Origin of the sequence: Aeromonas australiensis (genome assembly GCF_000819725.1) — a bacterium.
GTDB classification, from domain to species: Bacteria; Pseudomonadota; Gammaproteobacteria; order Enterobacterales; family Aeromonadaceae; genus Aeromonas; species Aeromonas australiensis.
Genome location: NZ_CDDH01000096.1, coordinates 21,197 through 40,415, shown reverse-complemented (window position 1 = coordinate 40,415; position 19,219 = coordinate 21,197). Strand labels below are relative to the sequence as shown.

General features: G+C 60.8%; 15 protein-coding genes. 7 read left to right on the top strand and 8 right to left on the bottom strand.

Annotated elements, in window-relative coordinates; all coding sequences use genetic code 11:
* Positions 1 to 160: 160 nt before the first annotated feature.
* Positions 161 to 295 (top strand): hypothetical protein, encoded by a 135-nt coding sequence (locus tag BN1117_RS19960; protein WP_280136007.1) that lies wholly within the window; start codon positions 161 to 163, stop codon positions 293 to 295.
* Positions 296 to 367: 72 nt separating this feature from the next.
* Here BN1117_RS19960 and BN1117_RS16345 read toward each other — a convergent pair whose 3' ends face one another.
* Positions 368 to 865 carry a GNAT family N-acetyltransferase gene (locus tag BN1117_RS16345; protein ID WP_040099098.1) on the bottom strand — a complete coding sequence of 166 codons (498 nt, stop codon included), beginning with the start codon at positions 863 to 865 and terminating at the stop codon, positions 368 to 370.
* A 553-nt stretch (positions 866 to 1,418) separates the two neighbouring features.
* Between BN1117_RS16345 and BN1117_RS16340 the strand changes: the two genes are divergently transcribed.
* A complete protein-coding gene (locus BN1117_RS16340) occupies positions 1,419 to 2,024 on the top strand; it encodes a DUF6338 family protein (protein ID WP_040099096.1) in 606 nt (201 codons plus the stop codon).
* Between the two features lie 276 nt (positions 2,025 to 2,300).
* Here BN1117_RS16340 and recD read toward each other — a convergent pair whose 3' ends face one another.
* The 6 genes from recD to BN1117_RS16310 all read right to left on the bottom strand — a co-directional run bounded on the left by recD (position 2,301) and on the right by BN1117_RS16310 (position 13,088).
* A complete protein-coding gene (gene recD / locus BN1117_RS16335) occupies positions 2,301 to 4,364 on the bottom strand; it encodes an exodeoxyribonuclease V subunit alpha (RefSeq protein ID WP_040099095.1) in 2,064 nt (687 codons plus the stop codon).
* Positions 4,361 to 7,969: an exodeoxyribonuclease V subunit beta gene (gene recB / locus BN1117_RS16330; protein WP_040099093.1), complete on the bottom strand. Its 3,609-nt coding sequence runs from the start codon at positions 7,967 to 7,969 to the stop codon at positions 4,361 to 4,363. Before recB ends, recD begins: the two co-directional genes overlap by 4 nt.
* Positions 7,969 to 11,349, bottom strand: coding sequence for an exodeoxyribonuclease V subunit gamma (recC, locus tag BN1117_RS16325; protein WP_040099091.1), 3,381 nt, complete (start codon positions 11,347 to 11,349; stop codon positions 7,969 to 7,971). Before recC ends, recB begins: the two co-directional genes overlap by 1 nt.
* 257 nt (positions 11,350 to 11,606) lie before the next feature.
* Positions 11,607 to 11,999, bottom strand: coding sequence for a DoxX family protein (locus tag BN1117_RS16320; protein ID WP_040099089.1), 393 nt, complete (start codon positions 11,997 to 11,999; stop codon positions 11,607 to 11,609).
* A 39-nt stretch (positions 12,000 to 12,038) separates the two neighbouring features.
* Positions 12,039 to 12,725 (bottom strand): pirin family protein, encoded by a 687-nt coding sequence (locus BN1117_RS16315; protein WP_040099088.1) that lies wholly within the window; start codon positions 12,723 to 12,725, stop codon positions 12,039 to 12,041.
* Between the two features lie 30 nt (positions 12,726 to 12,755).
* Complete coding sequence (locus BN1117_RS16310) at positions 12,756 to 13,088, bottom strand: hypothetical protein (RefSeq protein ID WP_040099086.1); 333 nt, start codon at positions 13,086 to 13,088, stop codon at positions 12,756 to 12,758.
* Between the two features lie 258 nt (positions 13,089 to 13,346).
* On the opposite strand from BN1117_RS16310, the gene BN1117_RS16305 reads away from it, so the two are divergent.
* Positions 13,347 to 14,261, top strand: coding sequence for a LysR family transcriptional regulator (locus BN1117_RS16305; RefSeq protein ID WP_040099085.1), 915 nt, complete (start codon positions 13,347 to 13,349; stop codon positions 14,259 to 14,261).
* A gap of 106 nt (positions 14,262 to 14,367) precedes the next feature.
* Positions 14,368 to 14,787: a hypothetical protein gene (locus BN1117_RS16300; RefSeq protein ID WP_040099083.1), complete on the top strand. Its 420-nt coding sequence runs from the start codon at positions 14,368 to 14,370 to the stop codon at positions 14,785 to 14,787.
* A gap of 188 nt (positions 14,788 to 14,975) precedes the next feature.
* Here BN1117_RS16300 and BN1117_RS16295 read toward each other — a convergent pair whose 3' ends face one another.
* A complete protein-coding gene (locus tag BN1117_RS16295; RefSeq protein WP_040099082.1) occupies positions 14,976 to 15,326 on the bottom strand; it encodes a hypothetical protein in 351 nt (116 codons plus the stop codon).
* Between the two features lie 199 nt (positions 15,327 to 15,525).
* On the opposite strand from BN1117_RS16295, the gene BN1117_RS16290 reads away from it, so the two are divergent.
* The 3 genes from BN1117_RS16290 (at position 15,526) to BN1117_RS16280 (ending at position 19,172) form a co-directional block, all read left to right on the top strand.
* Positions 15,526 to 16,248 carry a response regulator gene (locus BN1117_RS16290; RefSeq protein ID WP_040099080.1) on the top strand — a complete coding sequence of 241 codons (723 nt, stop codon included), beginning with the start codon at positions 15,526 to 15,528 and terminating at the stop codon, positions 16,246 to 16,248.
* A 33-nt stretch (positions 16,249 to 16,281) separates the two neighbouring features.
* Entirely contained in the window at positions 16,282 to 17,643 is a 1,362-nt protein-coding gene (locus tag BN1117_RS16285) for an ATP-binding protein (protein WP_040099078.1), read from the top strand.
* 140 nt (positions 17,644 to 17,783) lie between these two features.
* Complete coding sequence (locus BN1117_RS16280) at positions 17,784 to 19,172, top strand: transporter substrate-binding domain-containing diguanylate cyclase (RefSeq protein ID WP_040099076.1); 1,389 nt, start codon at positions 17,784 to 17,786, stop codon at positions 19,170 to 19,172.
* The last annotated feature ends 47 nt before the right edge of the window (positions 19,173 to 19,219 follow it).

Sequence of the window (19,219 nt, the reverse complement as noted above, 5' to 3'; positions counted from 1 at the left end):
TTAGCGAAGCGTAATCGGACAGCGGTAACGGCATTGTTCCCTTCTCCCGTTTATTAAAAAAGAGGAGAAGGGCTGGGGATGAGGGGGAGGAAAAAAGAGATGACGCGGTAAACGTTGGGCTTCGCTACGCTCAGCCACAACCTACACAATCGGTAGGTTGGTGCTGAGCCTGCGAAGCCCAACATACGAGATGGGGCTGCGCGTCAGCGAAGAGGAAGAGCTGATGGGCGTGGATGTCCACGAGTGCGGCATCGACGCCTACCCCGAGTTCGTCACCGTCAAATCCAGCATCTGACGCAGCACCATCAACAAGCGCGGGGCCGAAGGTTTACCTTCGGCCCCGCTCTTTTTCCGGGTGCGGGGTACTTTACGGGCAGGGTGACGGATCCCCCGCCAGTGCCAGCCGATAAAAATCGGTCTGCGGATGTTTCGGATTGGGGCGCAGAAATACCCAGCCGAAGCGCCGGTAATGGTTCAGCGCCCGCAAATTGGTTCGACTCACGGAGAGCATCGCCCATTTGCAGCCAGCCCCCAGCAACTGCTGGCGGATATAGGCCTGCAACACGTCAGCCAAACCGGTGCCACGATATTCGGGGAACAGATAAATCAGCTGCACATAGCCGGTCTCGGGCTCATCGGAAAAGCTGCGAAATTCCAGCTGGCCCACAAGTTGTTCACCCGCCCAGACATGGAGGTAGTGCCATTGCGCTTGCCCCAGCCTTTCGCGGATCCGCTCCCGATAGCCGTCGATAAAGTCGGCAAAACCGTCATGAGTATGAAAGCTGCAAAAATAGGCATCCCTGCGCGCCAGCACACAGAGCTCGTAATCGCGATCCAGAACGATGGGGTTAAATTCAAGTCTCAAGCAATGACATCCTGTCATGTATGGGTTGGATGTAGGGTGTAATAAGCGCAGCGCATTACACCTTTTGGCAGATAAATAGCAGCGGTGCAATTCACTTCGTTGATTGCACCCTACCGGATTTCACGAAGCGGGCAAAATGGGCATTGTGCCAACCTGCACCCCTCACCCTAGCCCTCTCCCGGAGGGAGAGGGAATAAATCAGCATCGGGGATATGAGATTGGCAATCGCGTGTATATCCACGAAGCCGAATCTCCCTTCTCCCCTTGCGGGAGAAGGGTCGGGGATGAGGGGAAGGAAAAAAGAGAGCACGCGGTAGACGTTGGGCTTTACTACGCTCAGCCACAACCTACACAATCCGTAGGTTGTGTGCTGAGCCTGCGAAGCCCAACATACAAGATATATATAATGCGCAAGTTATTATGTTGACCGCATGTAAGAGAAGGAAAGTTTACATTTCCATCTAAATACGCATTGACTCACTAAGCGTTTTTTGGTGATACTGCCTTATAAATCAATCATAAAAAACCACTATATGGCCAAGAGTTTTAAAATATGGATTTCAGTTCGGAGCTACTAGAGTTATTGAGGCAATTATTACCTGGATTTTTAACTGCTTGGGTTTTCCACGCATTAACTGCATACCCCAAACAGTCTCAGTTCGAAAGAGTAATACAAGCTTTGATTTTCACACTATTGGTTAAGGTTCTTTCAGATTTATTCAAAGAGATAACAATCTACATTGGTGGATTTTATAAATTTTTTGAATGGTCTGCTGGGAAAGAGCTGGCAACATCTATCATCATTGCATTTCTGTTGGGCTTGGTTCTCTCTTATTACACAAACAACTCTAAATTTCATGGACTCCTACAAAAATTAAAGATAACCAACCAGTCATCATTTAATAGTGAGTGGGAAGACATATTTAATAGCGTAACATCTTTTGTAATATTAGATCTAAGGGATGGGCGAAGAATTTTTGGTTGGCCTAGTGTATGGCCATCAGATCCATCCAAAGGTCATATTGTTTTACAAAATCCAGAGTGGATATCAGAACAAGGTGAATATATACCTATGTTGAGCGCACAATACATAGTAATCAAAGCCGAAGAAATAGAATTCGTTGAATTTTTGAAGGAGGGTAATTCTGATGAGCAATGAGAATAAAAAGCCTATTGAAAAGTCCGGAAAAAACCCACCACCACCATTAAATTACGTAAAACCTAAACCAACACCAACCCCTCCAACTCCAACCAAAAAGTGATGGTGATTTATGTCTGATAAGAGAACATATCCAGGCCCAGATACACAAAAGAACAGTAGAAATCCACCACCCCCAACAAGATATGAAAAACCATCGCCAACCCCACCGCCACCACCTAAAAAAAATTAACTTCAATTATGTGTTTAGCAGGCAATTATGCCTGCTAAACACAATCACTCCCCCAACCTCTCAGCCAATCCGGAATAACGCTCGGTCTTTTTCCGCACCGCTTGTGCCAGCAGGGCGCGATCGCCGTAGAGATCGAGGCGGGCCTTGGCGCGGGTGATGCCGGTATAGACCAGCTCGCGGGTGAGCAGCGGGCTGGGGCTGTCGGGCAGCACCAGCACGGTATGGGCAAACTCCGAACCCTGGGATTTGTGGATGGTCATGGCGTAGACCGTCTCGTGAGGTGGCAAGCGGCTGGGCAACAGGGCGCGCAGGGTGCCGTCCGGCTGCTCAAACCATACCTTTAACCGGCCAGTTTCGTCGGGCAGGCAGAGCCCCATATCGCCGTTATAGAGGCCGACCCCGTGGTCATTGCGCACCACCATCACCGGACGACCGGCATACCAGTCGCCATCGCGGGCAATCAGGCCAGCCCGTGACAGGGCCAGTTCGAGCCGCTCGTTTAGCCCCAGCACCCCGAACGGGCCATCGCGCAGGGCGCAGAGGATCTGGAAGCTGTTGAATGCCTTGAATACGGCGGCGGGCGCCTCCCCCGCGCGGGCCGCCTGCAGATAGCTGCCGTAACCGGCCACCCCCTGGGCAATCAGGGCATCGTAGGCCTCCCCCGCCCAGGGGTGCAGGCTGATATCGGCGAATCCTGCGCCCCAGACTGATTCCACCGCCGTGGCATCGCCGCTGTTGCAGGCGCGCGCCAGCTGGCCGATGCCCGAATGCTGATCAAAGCGCCAGCTCTTGGCCAGCAAGCAGAGGCTGTCGCGCACCGGCGCCCCTGCGGGCGAACCCTGCAAGCGGTAGCCGGTCTGGCGGGAGAGCCACTCCGCCTGCGCCGGGCTGATGCCCTGTTCGATAAAGCTGCAGATATCGCCGAGCACGGCCCCCGCCTCCACCGAGGCGAGCTGATCCTTGTCGCCGAGCAGGATCAAGCGGGCGTGGCTCGGCAGCGCATCGAGCAGCCGCGCCATCATCGGCAGGTCGACCATGGAGGCCTCATCCACCACCAGCAAGTCGAGGTGTAGCGGGTTGCCCGCATGGTGGCGGAACTGGCTGCGCCCCGGAATGACCCCGAGCAGCCGGTGCAGGGTGCCCGCTTCGGTGGGGATCGCTTCCACCCACTCGGGGGGCAGATCGAGGGCCTGCAGGGCAGAGCCGATACTCTCGGTGAGGCGCGCCGCCGCCTTGCCGGTGGGGGCCACCAGCCGGATCGCCGGGGCCTTGCCCGCTTGCAGGCCGGTCTCCACCAGAATGGCGAGCAGTTTGGCGACCGTGGTGGTCTTGCCGGTGCCGGGGCCGCCGGAGATCACCGCAAAGGGGCGTGCCGCCGCGGTGGCCGCCGCCAGCTTCTGGCCGTTGCAGCAGAGCGCCTCGGGCACCAGCGTATCCAGCTTGCTCAAATCACTCGCCGCCTGGGCGCTGGCCAGCAGCGCCTCGATGGCGGGCCAATCCACTTCATTGGGGTACACCAGATCGAGATACTTCTCGATAAAGTGGCGGGCCGAGAAGTCGGGGGCGAGGCGGGCCTTGAGCAGCGCAGCGAACACCAACCCGTAGTCGCGGGCAAACAGCCGCGACAGGGCCGGGGCTATCTCCGGCCATTCGGCTCTTTCACTCAAGGCGCGCAGATGGCGGGCCACCCCCAGCTCAAAATCGTGGTAGCGGGTGAGATAGAGCCGCCCGTGCCACAGCCGCAGCGGCCAGCGCGGGGTTAGCCCGTCATCCTGTTCCGTACCCACGAGCGGGCTTGCCGCAAACAGGGCGGGCCAGCGGGCAGGATCCGCCAGATCCAGCAACAGATCCCGGCTCTGCTGGGGATCCAGCCCGAACGGCCGCAGGGATCCGGCAGCGAGCATCTCCAGCGGCAGACAGACATGGCCGCGGCCCAACTCGAAGCAGGTGAGCGCAGCCCCCAGCACCAGCTCGGGGCTACCGCCAAGGTCGGCCACCAGCCTGGCAAATTGCAGATCCAGCTGGCGGATGCGGCCAGCCAGCGCCAGTGTTTTGAGCCGTTCAACCATCATTGCGCTGGTCGCGGTGCTGATCATGGTGCCGCTCATGCTTCTACCTCGTTCAATGCTTGGGATCCCGCTGCGGGCGACTCACTGCCTTCGCGAAACAACTTATCCAGCCCCAGCACCAGTTCACGGCTCGGGCGGGTATGGAAAATGCCCCCCTGCGGCATACCGCGCAGGAACAGATAGAAAACGCCGCCAAAGTGCTGCTCGAAGTCGTAACCCGGCAGGCGCAGGGTGAGCAGCCGGTGCAACGCCAGCGAGTAGAGCTGGTATTGCAGGTCGTAGCGGTGCTCGGCCATCGCCCGCTCCAGCGCCGGGCGGCTGTAATCGGCGGGGCTCATGCCGAGGTGATTCGATTTGTAGTCGAGCAGATACCAGCGCCCCTGCCACTCGAACACCAGGTCGATAAAGCCCTTGAGCATCCCCTGCACGGTGGCAAAGCTGAGGGGCTTGTTGCCCCGCGACAGCGGGTCGTGCTGCTGGCAGAGGGCCGTCAGCGCCGGTGCCGTCACCCGTCCCATGGGTAGGAAGAACTCCAGCTCCACCTGCTTGCGCTCGGGGGCCAGATCCCGCAGCCGCACCGGCTCGCCAAAGCCCGTTTCAAGGGGAGTATCGAGCACCGCCTCCACCTGCTGTTGCAACACAGGGGCCCAGCTCTCGTCGAAGCCGTCTTGCAGCAACAGACTGGCGATATGCTCGGCCAGCGGCTCGCCACCAGCGCTCTGAAAGTCGATAGTCTCGAACAGGCTGTGCAGCAGGGTGCCGGGGCGCGCCCCTTTCGGGAAGGTGAAGATGGAGGGCTGGGGTGCCTCCTCCGGTTGCTCGCCAGCCAGCGCGGCTGCCTCGGTTACCACCTCGTCATCGAAGCCGGGGTTGGCCAAGACACCCTTGCTGTGACCGTGGCCCTGCGCCGCCAGACCAGAGTAGGAGCTGATCCACCAGTCCCGCTCAAGGGAACCGCTAAAGTGGCGCACCTGCGGCTCGCCCAACTGCTCCTCCTCTGGCGGCAGCGGGGCCGGACGGGTGAGCGAGGGCTCACCGACAGCCACCCCGGGCAGCGCCTGCGCCAGCTCGGTCAGAGCTGTCGCCAGTGTCTGCGCATCCCCCTCTTCGCCCTTTTGCAGCAGGTAGCCGATGGCGGTGTGGTGCAGGTCGGTCTTCTCCGACTTGCCCGCCCCCGCCCGCACCGGCGCCAGCCCCAGCCAGGTGGCGTAAACGCCCCGGGTCAGCGCCACATAGAGCAGCCGCAAATCTTCCGCAAGGCGCTCCCGGTCCGCTTCCGCCAAAGACCCTTCGGCGCCGGTCAGATCGAGAATGGTGCGATTACCCGCCTCGTCCGCCTCGTGATAGAGCGGGGTCTCGGCGGTTCTGTGGCTGCAGATAAAGGGCAGGAACACCAGCGGGTACTCCAGCCCCTTGGATTTGTGGATGGTGACGATCTGCACCAGTTTGCGCTCGGATTCGAGGCGCAGTACCTGCTCCGCATCTTGCCCGTTGGGGCGGCTCACCGCCTCCCCCAACCAGCGTAGCAGGGCATACTCCCCGTCCAGCTCGCTGCTCACCTGTTGCAGCAGCTCGCCAAGATGGAGGAAGTTGGTCAGCCGCCGCTCGCCATAGGGGCTCGCCAAAAGCGAAGAGGCGAGATTGCGCCGGTGCAGCAGGGCCCGCAACATCGCCAGCACGCCGCTGCGATGCCAGATCGATCGGTACTCCATAAACTCCTGCACCGCGCTCTCCCACGCTCGCTCGTCGCTGGCCAGCCCATCGAGCGCCTTGGCGTCGAGGTCAAACAGGCCGGTGGCCAGCGCCGCCCGCAGGCTGCGCTCTTCGCTCGGGTTCTGGCAGGCGTGCAAAATCAGCAAAATCTCCCGCGCCTCCGTCTGCTCCAGCACGCTCTCGCGATTCGACAGATAGACGGAGGCGATGGCGAGACGCGCCAGCTCCTGCTGCACCAGCTTGCCCTCGGCGCCGGTGCGCACCAGCACGGCGATATCCCCGGCCTTGACCGCCTTGTCGCCGATCAGCGCCTTGCCCTCGCGGGCCAGCGTCAGCAGACGATGGATCTCGGCGGCGGTGGCGCGCGCCATCTTGCTCTGGTAATCCCCCCGATTGAAGGTGGGTTGGCCGGTCAGCTGCCAGCAGTGGAGCACGGGTGCAGTGGCGCCATCGAGCAGCAGAGCCTTGCTCTTGCCCTGCGCCTCCACCGGCAGAAAGGGGATATCCGCTTCGTAGATAAAGGGATCCTTGGCCCGCTCGAACAGGCCGTTGACCGCCCCCACCAGCGCACTGCTGGAGCGCCAGTTGCGCCCGAGGGTGTAGTGGGCGCTCACATTTCGCCGCGCCTGAATGTAGGTAAAGATGTCGGCGCCGCGAAAGCCGTAGATGGCCTGCTTGGGGTCACCGATCATCAAAAGCGCCGTGTCGCTATGGCCGCCGTAGAGGCGATGGAAGATGCGGTACTGCTGGGGATCGGTATCCTGAAATTCGTCGATCATCGCCACCCGGTAGGTGGCGCGAATGCGCTCGCAGAGCCGCTCACCAAGGCTTGAGCCAAGCGCTCCGTCGAGATCTTTGAGCAGGTCATCGAACGAGAGCTGATGGGCCTGCCGCTTGCTGGCCTGCATCCGGCTGCGCACTACTTTGGCCGCCCGCTGCAGGATCAGATCCCGAATACCGGGGCGACTCGCCAGCAGTTCATCGATCTGACTGAACAGTGGCAGGGTCGGCACTGCGCCCCCCTTCTTGAGGTTCTCCTCCAGCACCCTCTGGCCGAAGCGCTCCAGCTCCTTCGGGATGGCGTAGCCGCTGCTCTCGTCCTGTGCCCAGTCAGCTATCTTGGCAAGCCACCCTTCGTAGTTCTTGCCGGTGTAGCGGCTGATCTGGCCGTCAGTCTGGCGGCGGATCTCGTCCATCTGCGCCAGCCATTCGCCCTTCACCGCCGCGATGCGACTCATGGCAGCCTGATGGCGAGCGGCGAGGGTCTCGTCCCCCAGCGCGGGGTGGATCTCCAGCTCGCTGTTGTCGAGCCAGCTACCCATCTCCCGCAGCAGGGCGGCGGGGCTCGGCCAGAGCGCGCGCACCGCACTGGCGAGGGCTTTATCCACCGGATAGAACTCGGCGCGCCAGTAGTCGCTCACCGCCTGCAACCTGAGCTGGCTGTCGTCGGTAAGAAATTCGGTTTCAAAGAGGGCGCCCGACTCGAAGGCGTTCTGCTTGAGCATCCGCTGGCAGAAGCCGTGGATGGTAAAGACCGCCGCCTCGTCCATCTGGCGCTCGGCGGCCAGCAGGCGGCGGGCCGCCAATTCGTGATCCTCTACCTCTTCCAGCAGTTGGGCCAGCAGGGTGTCACTGCTATGGCCGCGCATAAAGGCGAGCCGTGCCTCGTGGATGCGACCGCGGATCCGCCCGCGCAGCTCGGCGGTGGCCGCTTCGGTAAAGGTCACCACCAGAATTTCGGTCACCGAGAGCGGCCGCTCGTGTGCACTCGGCTGACCGGCATCGGCCCCCTCCTCAATAAGCAGGCCGTGACCCAGCAGCAGGCGCAGGTAGAGACCGGCTATGGTGTAGGTCTTGCCGGTACCGGCAGAGGCTTCGATCAGTCGTTCACCATGGAGGGGAAAACGCAATGTATTGAGCGGGTTAGCCATTATTTCAGCTCCTCCAGGGTGTTGAGCAGCGGGGTCAGGTGTTCGCGGGCCAGCGCCTGCAACTGCCCCAGCACCTCGTCATCGAGTTCGGGGAAGCAGCGGGCAACGTAAGGGTCTGCCCCTTCCCCATTGATCATCCAGCCGCCGTTGAAACGGGTGAGAGCCGCCTTGTCGGCCGCCTCCGGCTTGTCGGGATCCTTCTCGATCGCCTTGAGCCAATCCCAGGCAGTGTTGGGGAAAAACGGCAGCGGCCGCTTCATCCCCTGCGCCCAGCACGCCACCAGCGCCGCCAGCTTGGGCCGCGCCTCGTCGGCAGCGAGCTTGGCTAACCGCAGGCTCTGTTTGGCATCGAACAGCAGGGTGTCGCCGGGGGCGCCGCTCAATGAGAAGCAGAGGTGCTGGATCCAGCCCAGCAGCAGATCCTTGCCGTTGAAGCTGCCGGGTTTGACCACCAGCAAGCGCCCCTTCTGGGTGTCGATCCACCCTTGCAGCTGGCCCTGAGTGAGGGAGATATCGATCTCCACCGCCTGTTTTTCTGACTCATTGGCCGCAACCCATGGCCGTAGCCGATCCGCCAGCTTGCCCATCTCGGCATCCAGATCGTCCAGCAGCAGGCTGCCGAACCACCCTTGGGGCAGCAGGCCGGTGAGCTGCAACCGCTCGCGCCGCTCGGTACTATCCCCCTCTGCCAGATGGGCATCGAGCAGCAGATCTTTCAGCTGATAATGTTGCAGGCCATCCAGCTCGAACGGCTCGCTGTCCTCGATGTTGGCCTCGTTCAGTTCAAACCACACCTTGAGGCGGCGGTTGAGGAAATATTTGGTGGGCTGGCGATAGAAGCGCAGCAGCTCCGCCAGCTCCAGCCCCTGCTCCTTGCCCCATTCGGGAGGGAGCGGCAGCTCGCCGCTCTGGAAGTTGGCCGCACCGCGCTCTGGCTTGAGGGCGGGCAGCCAGTCTGCGGCATAGGTAAAGAGGCGTGAACCTGCCGCCGGGTAGAAGTAGTCGCGACTGTAGGGGGTGAGCGGGTGCGCCACCATCAGGTGGTTGAGCAGCCGCTTGCCGGAGGTTTCGTCGTCGAGGCTCTCATCCCCCGCCAGCACAAAGCCCTGCCGCACATAGTCGATCAACTCTGCCAGCAGCACCGAGGGCACCTTGTCGCTGTTGTCCTGCGCACTGAAACCCTGATAGCTGATATAGAGCCCCTGCTGGGCGCTGAGCAGTGCCTCGAGGAAGAGGTAGCGGTCATCATCACGACGGGAGCGATCCCCCCGCCGCGACGCCACCGCCATCAAGTCGAACCCCATGGGGGCCAGGGTACGCGGGTAGACGCCGTCGTTCATGCCAAGCAGGCAGACCTGCTTGAAGGGGATGGAGCGCATCGGCATCAGGGTACAGAAGTTGACCTGACCGGCGAGGAAGCGCTGGCTGGAGCGGGACTCCCCCAGCACGCTGCCGAGGTAGTCCTGCAACAGATCGGCGGTGATGGGCTGCTCGAAACGGGCTTCGCCAAGCCGGGTCTGCCACTCGGCCAGCTGGCTGCGAATAAGCTGAAGCTGACGCTCTTCATCCTCGTCGGCCAGATAGAAGCGCTCCAGCAGCGCCAGCAGGCAGGCGTTCCACTCGGCCAGCGGCTGGGCCTGTTGCAGACGGGGCAAAAACTCGGCCAGCGAATCGACAAACCAGGCGAGCTTGCCAAGTGCCAGCCCCTGCTGACCCTCGATATCGGCATAGGGCAAGATGCCCGCCACCGGCTCGCCATCCCCCATGGCAAAGCCGAGCAGCATGCGGCGCAGGCCGAACAGCCAGCTGTTGCCGGACATGGGCGGCAGATCGAAACGGACGGGGTAGCCGTCGTCCAGACCCCAGCGGATGCCGCTCTCCTGCACCCAGACCCGCAGCTGGTTGAACTCGTCGTCATCCAGCTCGAAGCGGCGCAGCACGGCGGGCACCTCGAGAATGGCGAGCAGCTCCCCTGCCCCGAAGCGGGCGTTGGGCAGCCTGAGCAGGGCGAGGAAGCTTTGCAGCAGCGGGCTCTCCTGACTCGCCGCCCGATCCGATACCGCAAACGGGATCTGGCCGCGCGCCCCACTCTTTTCTTTACCAAACACGGCCTGAATGTAGGGGCCGTAGCTGTTCACGTCCGGCATCATCACCACCACATCTTTCGGGGTGAGGGTCGGGTCCTGCTCGAACAGCGCCAGCAGCCGATCGTGCAGCACCTCGAGCTCGCGCATCGGGCCGTGACAGGCGTGGATCTGCAAGGATCCATCCGCCGGGCTGATGGGGCTCTTGTGATGGCTGCTGTCGAGATCGAACTGACCGGCGCCCCGTTCTGCCAGCTCCAGCACATCCTTCTGGATGGCGCGCAGCAGGCTGACATTGCCCTTGCCATCCACCTCGTCTATATCGACGAAGGCCTCGATTTGCGGCACCTCCAGCTCCATCAGCTGATGCAGGTAGTCGCGCCCCAGCTTGCCCATGGAGGCGAGCAGCGGGTTGGCGGGGCCCTGCAACGTCTCGATATCGGTACCGGGTTTAAGCTTGTTTTCGAGGCGCGCCAACGTCTTGCGATCCAGCAGATCCCCCCAGTAGTAGCGGCAGGGGTTGGTAACGAACAGGTGCACCTCTACCTCCGGCCGGCTGCCGAGGGCCAACAGCGCCTCCACATAGCGCGGCGGCAGCGCCGAGATGCCGAACACGAAGACCCGCTGCGGCAGCTTGCCCGGCAGCGTGGCGGTACGCGCCAGCTCGTGGATAAACTCCTCGTAGAGGTTGGCGCGGTGGTAGCCGCTCGGAGAGAGCGCCAACGTGCGGGCCACCAGCTCGCGCCACAGCTCGGGCTGCCAATCCTGACCGCTCACCCCAGCCAGCTCCTGACTCAATCCTTCCCCCTCTTCCCAACGGGCGATCCAGTCCGGCCGGTAAACCAGATACTGGTCAAAGAGATCCGCCACCTTCTGGCAGAGCTGCCACAGCCGAACTTGCTCGGGCGCCTGCGCAAGTTCACGGGCAGGATCCTCGCCACCCCCACCGCCCAGATAGGCGGCCAGCGGGGCAAAGGCGGGCCTGCCCAACATCTCGGGAAGAATGGTCATCAGCTGCCAACTCATGGAGCCCTTGTTGTAGGGGCTCTGGCGCGGCACATCCGCCAGCACCCGGGTGAACATCTCCCAGATAAAGCTGGCGGGCAGCGGAAAGTCGATATTGGCGGCGATGCCGAAGGCCTTGGCCAGCTCCAGCTTGAGCCACTGGGCCATGCCCGGACTCTGCACCAGGATCTGCTCCCGATCGAAGGGGTGAGAGAGAGGGGCCTGCCGGATGCGGCTCACCAGCAGCTCTTTGAGCAGATCCAGCTGATTGGAGTGGTAGAGGGTAAACATGAGCAATTCCCGCCTGTGGATGAGAGGGGGCGAGGGAAAAGGCGAGCCATTTCCGTCACTTCACAAGAGAGGGAATTGTCGGGGATCGGGGGATAAGATGCAAAAGGCACTTGTGGCCAGCAGGCGGGCAAACCGCCGAACCATGAGGGGGACCGCAGATTTGTGCCGCCGCCTCACCTATCCGGAAAATACAGACATAAAAAAGCCGGTGCAGTTGCACCGGCCAAAAGGCTTGGAAAACTCAAACTGACTGGCTGTTACCAGTTTTTGCCGAGACGGGCATCCACACTGAAAGCCCCTGCTCCGGCCGCCGCCAGCGCCAGGAAACCACCGGCGATGGAGATATTCTTCATCAACATCAGCATCTGCATCTGGTCGGCAGGCTGATAGTGGAAAATAAAGGCAGCCATCAGGGTGAAGCCAGCCAGCAGCACGGAGAGGCTGCGGGTAAAGAGACCCAGCACGACGGCAAGGCCACCACCCAGCTCAAGCAGGATCACCAGCGGCAACATAAAGCCCGGTACTCCCATCGCTTCCATATAGCCCTGGGTTCCGGCATAGCCGCCGATCTTGGCCCAACCCGCCTTTACGAACATCAGCGCCAGCAGTACACGACCCGCCAGCAGCGCTACATCTTTCATCTTGTCCATTTCATCTTCCTCGTTTGTGTCACATCACCGCTGACGGCTTCAGGGTAGGTCAAATAACAGGGCTTGGCTGGCACTGGTCGCAACCAGCTCCCACCGGTATTCATCACGACTGAGTACCCCGTCGCCGGGTCGGGCAGCCAGACCGTTGGCGGCAAGCGAACCTGAAATCATCTGCAGGTAACCGTGTCGGCCAGCCAGTGCCCATTCGAGCGTCTCGCCCGGGGCCAGTTCCAGCCGCCATACGCGGGCCTGTTGGCGGATCTGCAGCGATCCATCCTCGCCATCCGGTGACGCCACCAGCGTCATGCCCGGTCTGGACTCGATCTTCTTCTGCTGATATCCGGGTGGCGTGCCGAACTCGTTCGGCTCGATCCATATCTGCAACAGGGAGAGAGGCTCCGTCTGCGAGGGGTTGTACTCGCTGTGGCGGATCCCGCTGCCTGCACTCATCAGCTGGAAATCCCCTGCCGGGATCTGCTCGGCATGGCCGAGACTGTCCTTGTGCTCTATGGAGCCTTGCAGCACGCAGGTGAGGATCTCCATATTGGCGTGAGGATGGGTGGCGAATCCGCCACCCGGCGCAACCAGATCCTGATTGATCACCCGCAGTACCGAGTGTCCCATCCACTGTGGGTCATAGTAGTGACCGAAGGAGAAACTGTGGCGCGCGTCCAGCCAGCCAAAGTTGGCCTTGCCCCGCGCTTCTGCGGCTCTCAATTGCATCATGGTCTGCTCCTCATCTAACCGGGGTTCGACTTAGCGTTGGTTGCCACCACCGATGCCGAACGGAATACGGTATTCGCTGCTCTGGCCAGCCAGGCTGACGGTCACTGTACCTTGCGTGCGCAGCGGCATACGCACTTGCTGTGTGCCAGTCAGGTCGGCATGAGCGGAGGTGATCAGGTCACCGGCCTCATCGCGCACTTCCAGCATCGGATTGGCTTTGCCATCCATTGCGGCAGTGGCGTTCCACTTAACAAACAGCACGCCGGGCATGGCATTGAAGTCTGCTGGCACAGAAGCCTGGGCGAAACCTGTGGTCATCAGGGCTGCAACAGCCAGCATCTTGATTACGTTTTTCATGTTCATTCACTCTCTTGTTTTATATGTCATTGCCAAGGCCTTTTCGGCCAGAATCAATGCATCCATGCAAGAGGTTATTCAAATAGTGTGTTGTTCTTTCACCGACGTCAGACAGACCGATTTGGTCTGTCACAGTGCGGAACTTCCCGCATATTTGGCCGCTCGACGTTCCTGCCTAAGCGTTGATTGAATATTAAAGTGACATGACCTAACTTGTTAGCGAGATAAACTGGCAAACATATTCAAAAAAATTGAAGGTGAGCAATGGCCAAGGAATCGAACAGGGAACGGGCGCTGACCCTGGAGGCAATCCGGGTGCTGGACGCCATCGACCGCCGCGGCAGCTTTGCGGCGGCGGCCGACGAGCTGGGCAAGGTGCCCTCGGCATTGAGCTATACGGTGCAGAAGCTGGAAGACGAACTGGATGCCATGCTGTTTGACCGCAGCGGCCACCGCACCAAGTTCACCCCGGCGGGACGCATGCTGCTGGAGCGCGGCCGGGTGCTGCTGGAGGCAGCCGAGCACCTGGTAGGCGAAACCCGGGCGCTGGCCCGCGGCTGGGAGACCGACATCACAATAGCCGTTGATGCCCTGGTGCCGGCACAAACCCTCTACCCCTTGGTGGAGCGGCTAGCCGAGCAGACCGATACCCGGCTGCGACTGCGGGCCGAGGTGCTGGCAGGGAGTTGGGAGTGTCTGGAAGATGGTCGTGCCGATCTGCTGATCTCCTCCATCAACCCGGACATCATGATGACCGGCATCAAGCATCAGGTGCTCAAAGAGGAGGTAATGCTCTACGTTGCCCATCCCGACCACCCTCTCCACCAGGAACCAGAACCCCTGGCAGATGAAACCCTGCGCCGCTATCGCGCCATCGCCGTCGCCGATACCGCCCTGCGCAAGCCGGTGCTCACCTATCGCCTGCTGGACAAGCAGCCGCGCCTCACCGTCAGCACCATGGCGGAGAAACGGGATGCCCTGCTGGCAGGGATTGGGGTCGGCACCATGCCACAGAGCTGGATTGAGGAGGACATCCGCGCCGGGCGGCTCAAGGTGATCAGCCCCGAATATCGTCATCAATTGCAGGTGGTGCTCGCCTGGCGGCGAGACACCATGGGCAAGGCCAAAAGCTGGCTGGTGCGGGAGATCCCCAAACTGTTTGCGGCAGGTGAAAAATGAGATCCAGTTAACAGAAATGTTAATTACGTGCCTCGCTTGACACCTAATATCTTTGCTGATTTCATAGCCAGCTCATTTGCATACCTACCAATGGAATCTGTAAAAAATGAAAAAAAGTTTGCTGGTTGCCCTCACCACCCTGCCCCTGTTTGCCAATGCTGGCCTGATGGATTCGCTGACTAACAGCGTCACCAGCAGCGTCAAGGAAGCGGCCAACACCGCCGTGTCTGGCGCCATTGACAGCGCATCCAACGAAGCCATCAAGCAGGCGCTGGATATCAAGGAAGGCGGCTCCAACAAGCAGGCTATCAAAGAGAAGCTGGGTGCTCCGGCCTCTACCAAGACCGAAGCCGGTCTGGAAGTGTGGACCTATGACCTGGATGCCCTTAACAAGGCGTCTCCCATGCTGGCAGAGACCACCAAGACCCTGCTGAAAGATACCGACGCAGCCAAGAAGAACGTCGTTATCAAGTTCGAAGGCGAAACCGTCAAGAAAGTAGACCTGACCGACAAGGCTCAGGGCTAAGTTCGCTCGTCCGGTGGCGTGGACTGAACGCCCGCACCGGCACAGATAGCAAGAGGGGGGAGCATCAGGCTCCCCCCTCTTTTATTGGACAATCGTCTGCATTCAGCCCAGCGCAACATCGTCAGTGTAGCAAGGGTAACCCCTGCCACCCTTGGGTTTATCACTGTGCCATGCAACCGCCATCGTACTCACTGGTTCGCTTCGGCGAACTGCTTCATCGCGTCAGCATGCTTGGTCATGCCATCCGCCCGCTCGTTGAGCTTTTTGATAAATTCCGCCTTCTTGGCAGGATCCTCGATGCGGTCATAACGTGTTTGCAGGTGGGCCTGGATCTGCTCCGGGGTCATGTTGTGCATCCGGGCCATCTTGTCGTGGCGACCACCGTGGTGCTTGCCACCTTTCATACCACTACCATCCATCGGGCAATCCATCATGGTGCCAGGCTTACCAGTCGGGGCCGCTTCACTGGCTGCATAGGCGCCCAGCGGCAGGCCAAGGATCAGGGTGGCGGTCAGCAGGGTTTTGGTCAGTTTTTTCATGGTTTGTCTCCTGTAGGGATGATGCTGGTTCGGCGCTCTTGCCTTGCCCTCAAGTAAACACCCTATCGGTGTCCGAACTTTGCCAGCATCGCCCTTTTTTGTAGCAGAGTGTGGCATCGTGCGGATCTGGCACACTTTGACACAAACCGCCGGGCGGATTTTCGTATACTCGGGCCAATGCCAAGCAGGGGAGGTATTCATGAACCAGGGCAACACCCACATTCTGGTGGTCGACGACCACAGCGAGATCCGCGATCTCTTGAAACGCTTTCTGGAACAACACGGCCTGCGGGTCAGTTGCGCCCGGGATGGCAAGGAGATGAAGCGACTGCTGGAGGAGCGGGAGTTCGACCTGCTGGTGCTGGATCTGATGATGCCGGGTGAAGATGGCCTGACCCTCTGTCGCGAGCTGCGGGTCAAATCGAACCTGCCCATCATCATGCTCACTGCCATGGGGGAAGAGACCGACCGCATTATAGGGCTGGAGATGGGGGCCGACGACTATCTGGCCAAGCCCTTCAACCCGCGCGAGCTGCTGGCGCGCATCAAGGCGGTGATGCGCCGTACCCAGGCCGACACCCAACCCGCCGCCGAGACTCTGACCCGGGATCTGCGCTTCGATCGCTGGTTGCTCGATATCAACCGCCGCGAGCTGGTCGATGAGGATGGAGTGGGGCTGAGCCTCTCCACCGCCGAATTCGATCTGCTCAAGGTGTTCCTCGAGCGCCCGCAGCGGGTGCTGAGCCGGGATCAACTGCTGGATCTGGCCCGCGGCCGCGAGGCGGTGGCCTTCGATCGCGCCATCGATACCCTGGTGAGCCGCCTGCGTCGCAAGCTGGAGCGGGACCCCAAGAATCCGGAGCTGATCAAGACCATCTGGGGTGGTGGCTATATGTTCTCCGCCGACGTGACGCAGGTTTAAACAGTGGGTGCCTTGCGACGACTGTGGGCACGGATGTGGCCCAAGGGGCTGACCGGCCAGATCATTCTGGTGGCGCTGGCGGGGCTGATCCTGATCCAGCTGCTCAGTATCCAGATTTACCGCTCGGATCGGGAGGAGGCGCTCGGCTTCGTCAACAGCCGCAACGCCATGCAGCGGATCATCTCTGTGGTCAGGCTGCTCTCCCTCTCCCCCCCGTCCCTCTATGACGAGATCCTCAAGGCGAGCCGCAGCGAGACCCTGCTGCTCAGGCTCTCCGACGAGCCAATGCAACCAGACAACCGCAGTCACCGCTTCGAGCAGCTGGTGCGCTCACGCCTCAACTATCCCCCCGGCCTCACCATCGAGATCAGCGCAGAACTCAAGGAGGATGCCCAACGCAGCAAGGCGTGGGAGCATCACGCCCGCATGATGCGGGATCGCAAGGGGCCACCCCCGCCGCGGGATATGCGGCTCTACGGCTCCATCGAACTGCCTCAGGGGGGCTGGCTGCAGTTCAGCTCGCTGGTCGACAAGGAGGCGGGCAGCTGGTCGTGGCAGACCACCCTCAACCTGATGCTGGTCGCCAGTCTGGTGATCGGGCTGATGGTGCTGCTGTTTCGCCGTGCCACCCGCCCGCTCAAGCAGCTGGCAGGCAATGCAGAACGGCTCGGACGGGGCGAGGATATCGAACCCTTGCAAGAAGTGGGGCCGACCGAGATCCGCGAATCGATTCAGGCCTTCAACCGGATGCACACCCGGCTCGACCGCTTCGTGCAAGACAGAACCCGGATGCTGGCGGCTATCTCCCACGATCTGCGCACCCCCATCACCAGCCTGCGGCTGCGCACCGAGTTTCTGGCCGATGGCGAGGACAAGGAGCGGATCCAGCAGACCCTGCAACAGATGGAACAGATGCTGGCGGCAACCCTCAGCTTTGCCCGCGAGGAGGGGCAGCAGGAGGCCACTCGCGAGCTGGATCTGGTCAGCCTGCTGGTCAGCCTGTGCGATGACTATGCCGATACCGGCCAGCCCGTCACCTGTCTGGCGGAGGGCAAAGAGGTCTACGCCTGCCGGGCCAACACCCTGCGTCGGGTGCTGCAAAACCTGATCGGCAACGCCATCAAATATGCCGGCAGCGCCGAAGTGTCGCTGGAGCGACGCAAGGAGGAGCTGTTGATCCGGGTCTGCGACAACGGGCCGGGGATCGATCCGGCGCGGCTGGAGGATGTATTCAAACCCTTCGTGCGGCTCGACGAGGCGCGCAACACCGAGTCGGGCAGCGTGGGGCTGGGGCTCTCCATCGCTCGCACTCTGGTGCATCAGCACGGTGGCGAGCTGACCCTGCTCAATCGGCCACAAGGGGGACTGGAGGCGCGGCTCAGCCTGCCACTGTAAGTAGTCACTCTATCCATAAACCTTGCCATCGCACCATTTGTATCATGCTAACTTCATCATTTGAGCGCTTGTTCTTCGATACGAAAGACAGTGATAATCGGTGGACACAGGACGCTATACGGCAACGGAGTGGAGCAAGGATGGCCTCTTCCAGGACAGGAGTCATAGTCAGTATCGGATGGGGGCTCCTGCTGCTCGCCCTTGCTCTGCCTGCCTGGGCCAAAGCCCCGGAAGAGCCGATCATCATTACCAACTCCAAAGCCTGGCAGCCCTTCTCCTATATCAATGAGTCGGGCCAGCCGGATGGCCTGCTGATCGATTTGTGGCGTGAATATGCCCGGGTGACCGGCCAGAAGATCGAGTTCAGGCTGGTCGACTGGCAAGGCTCCCTCGACCTGCTCCATGAGGGGAAAGCGGACGTTCACGCCGGACTACTCTGGTCACCGGAGCGAAACAAGCTGTTTGACTATGGTCAGCCCCTCACCCAGCTCGACTCCCAGCTCTTCTTCTCTAGCGAACTACGCGGCACCGATGTGCAACATTACTTGCGCCATGAAACCGTCGGGGTAGTAGCCGGTGGCTACGAGGAGTATTACGCCAGACGCTACTTTCCGGGTACCAAACTGCAGACCTTCGATGACAATGACACCCTGCTGGCGGCAGCCTTCAAGGGGAGACTAAAAGCATTTATCGCCGATCTGCAAGTTGCCAACTTCTACATTTATACCTCGGCTGACCCCACTCGCTTTATTCCGGTGCGCCATCTCTATACCAATCAGGTTCGCTTTGCCGTCAAGAAGGGCGATCAGGCCTTGCTGACACAGCTGAAAGAGGGATTCGCCCAAATAAAGGAGAGCGATCGAGAGCGGATCATCCGCAAATGGATGCATGTCGAGACCGTCTACCCTGTCCACCTTGGCCGCTGGCTGTTGTTGGGTGTGGCGCTAATCATGATGGCCTACATAGTGCAGCTGCGCCGCGCCGTTGCCAGCCGTACTGCCGAGCTGATCCGCGCCAACGCCAGACTGGAGAAACTGGCCCATACTGACCCCCTGACCGGCATGCTCAACCGACGGGCATTCATGCCCGCCATGGAGCAACGGCTGGCAAACGGGGAGCCTTGCGCCCTGTTGCTGTTCGACGTGGATCACTTCAAGAAGATCAACGACCGCTTTGGTCATGGCATCGGGGATCTGTTGCTGGAAAAGCTGGCTACCACTGTGACCAGCATGTTGCCCGAGAGTGCCCTGCTGGCCCGCATCGGCGGGGAGGAATTTTGCCTGCTGCTGCCACTGGCCACATTGGCAGAGACAGAACAGTGGGCCGAGCGCATTTGCCTGGAGAGCAACCGGCAAACCCTGCACACCAGCGATGGCGAGGTGACCCTCTCCATCAGTACCGGGGCAGTCTGGGTCGCCGCAGAGAGAGAGACCGATGCCGACCAGCTACTGCGGCAAGCTGACGCCCTCATGTATCAGGCCAAGAGACTGGGGCGCAATACCTGGCAAGCCGCCCCTTATCAGGCATAGCCCCCTGACCGACACGCAATAAAAACGGCCACCATCGGAAGATGGCG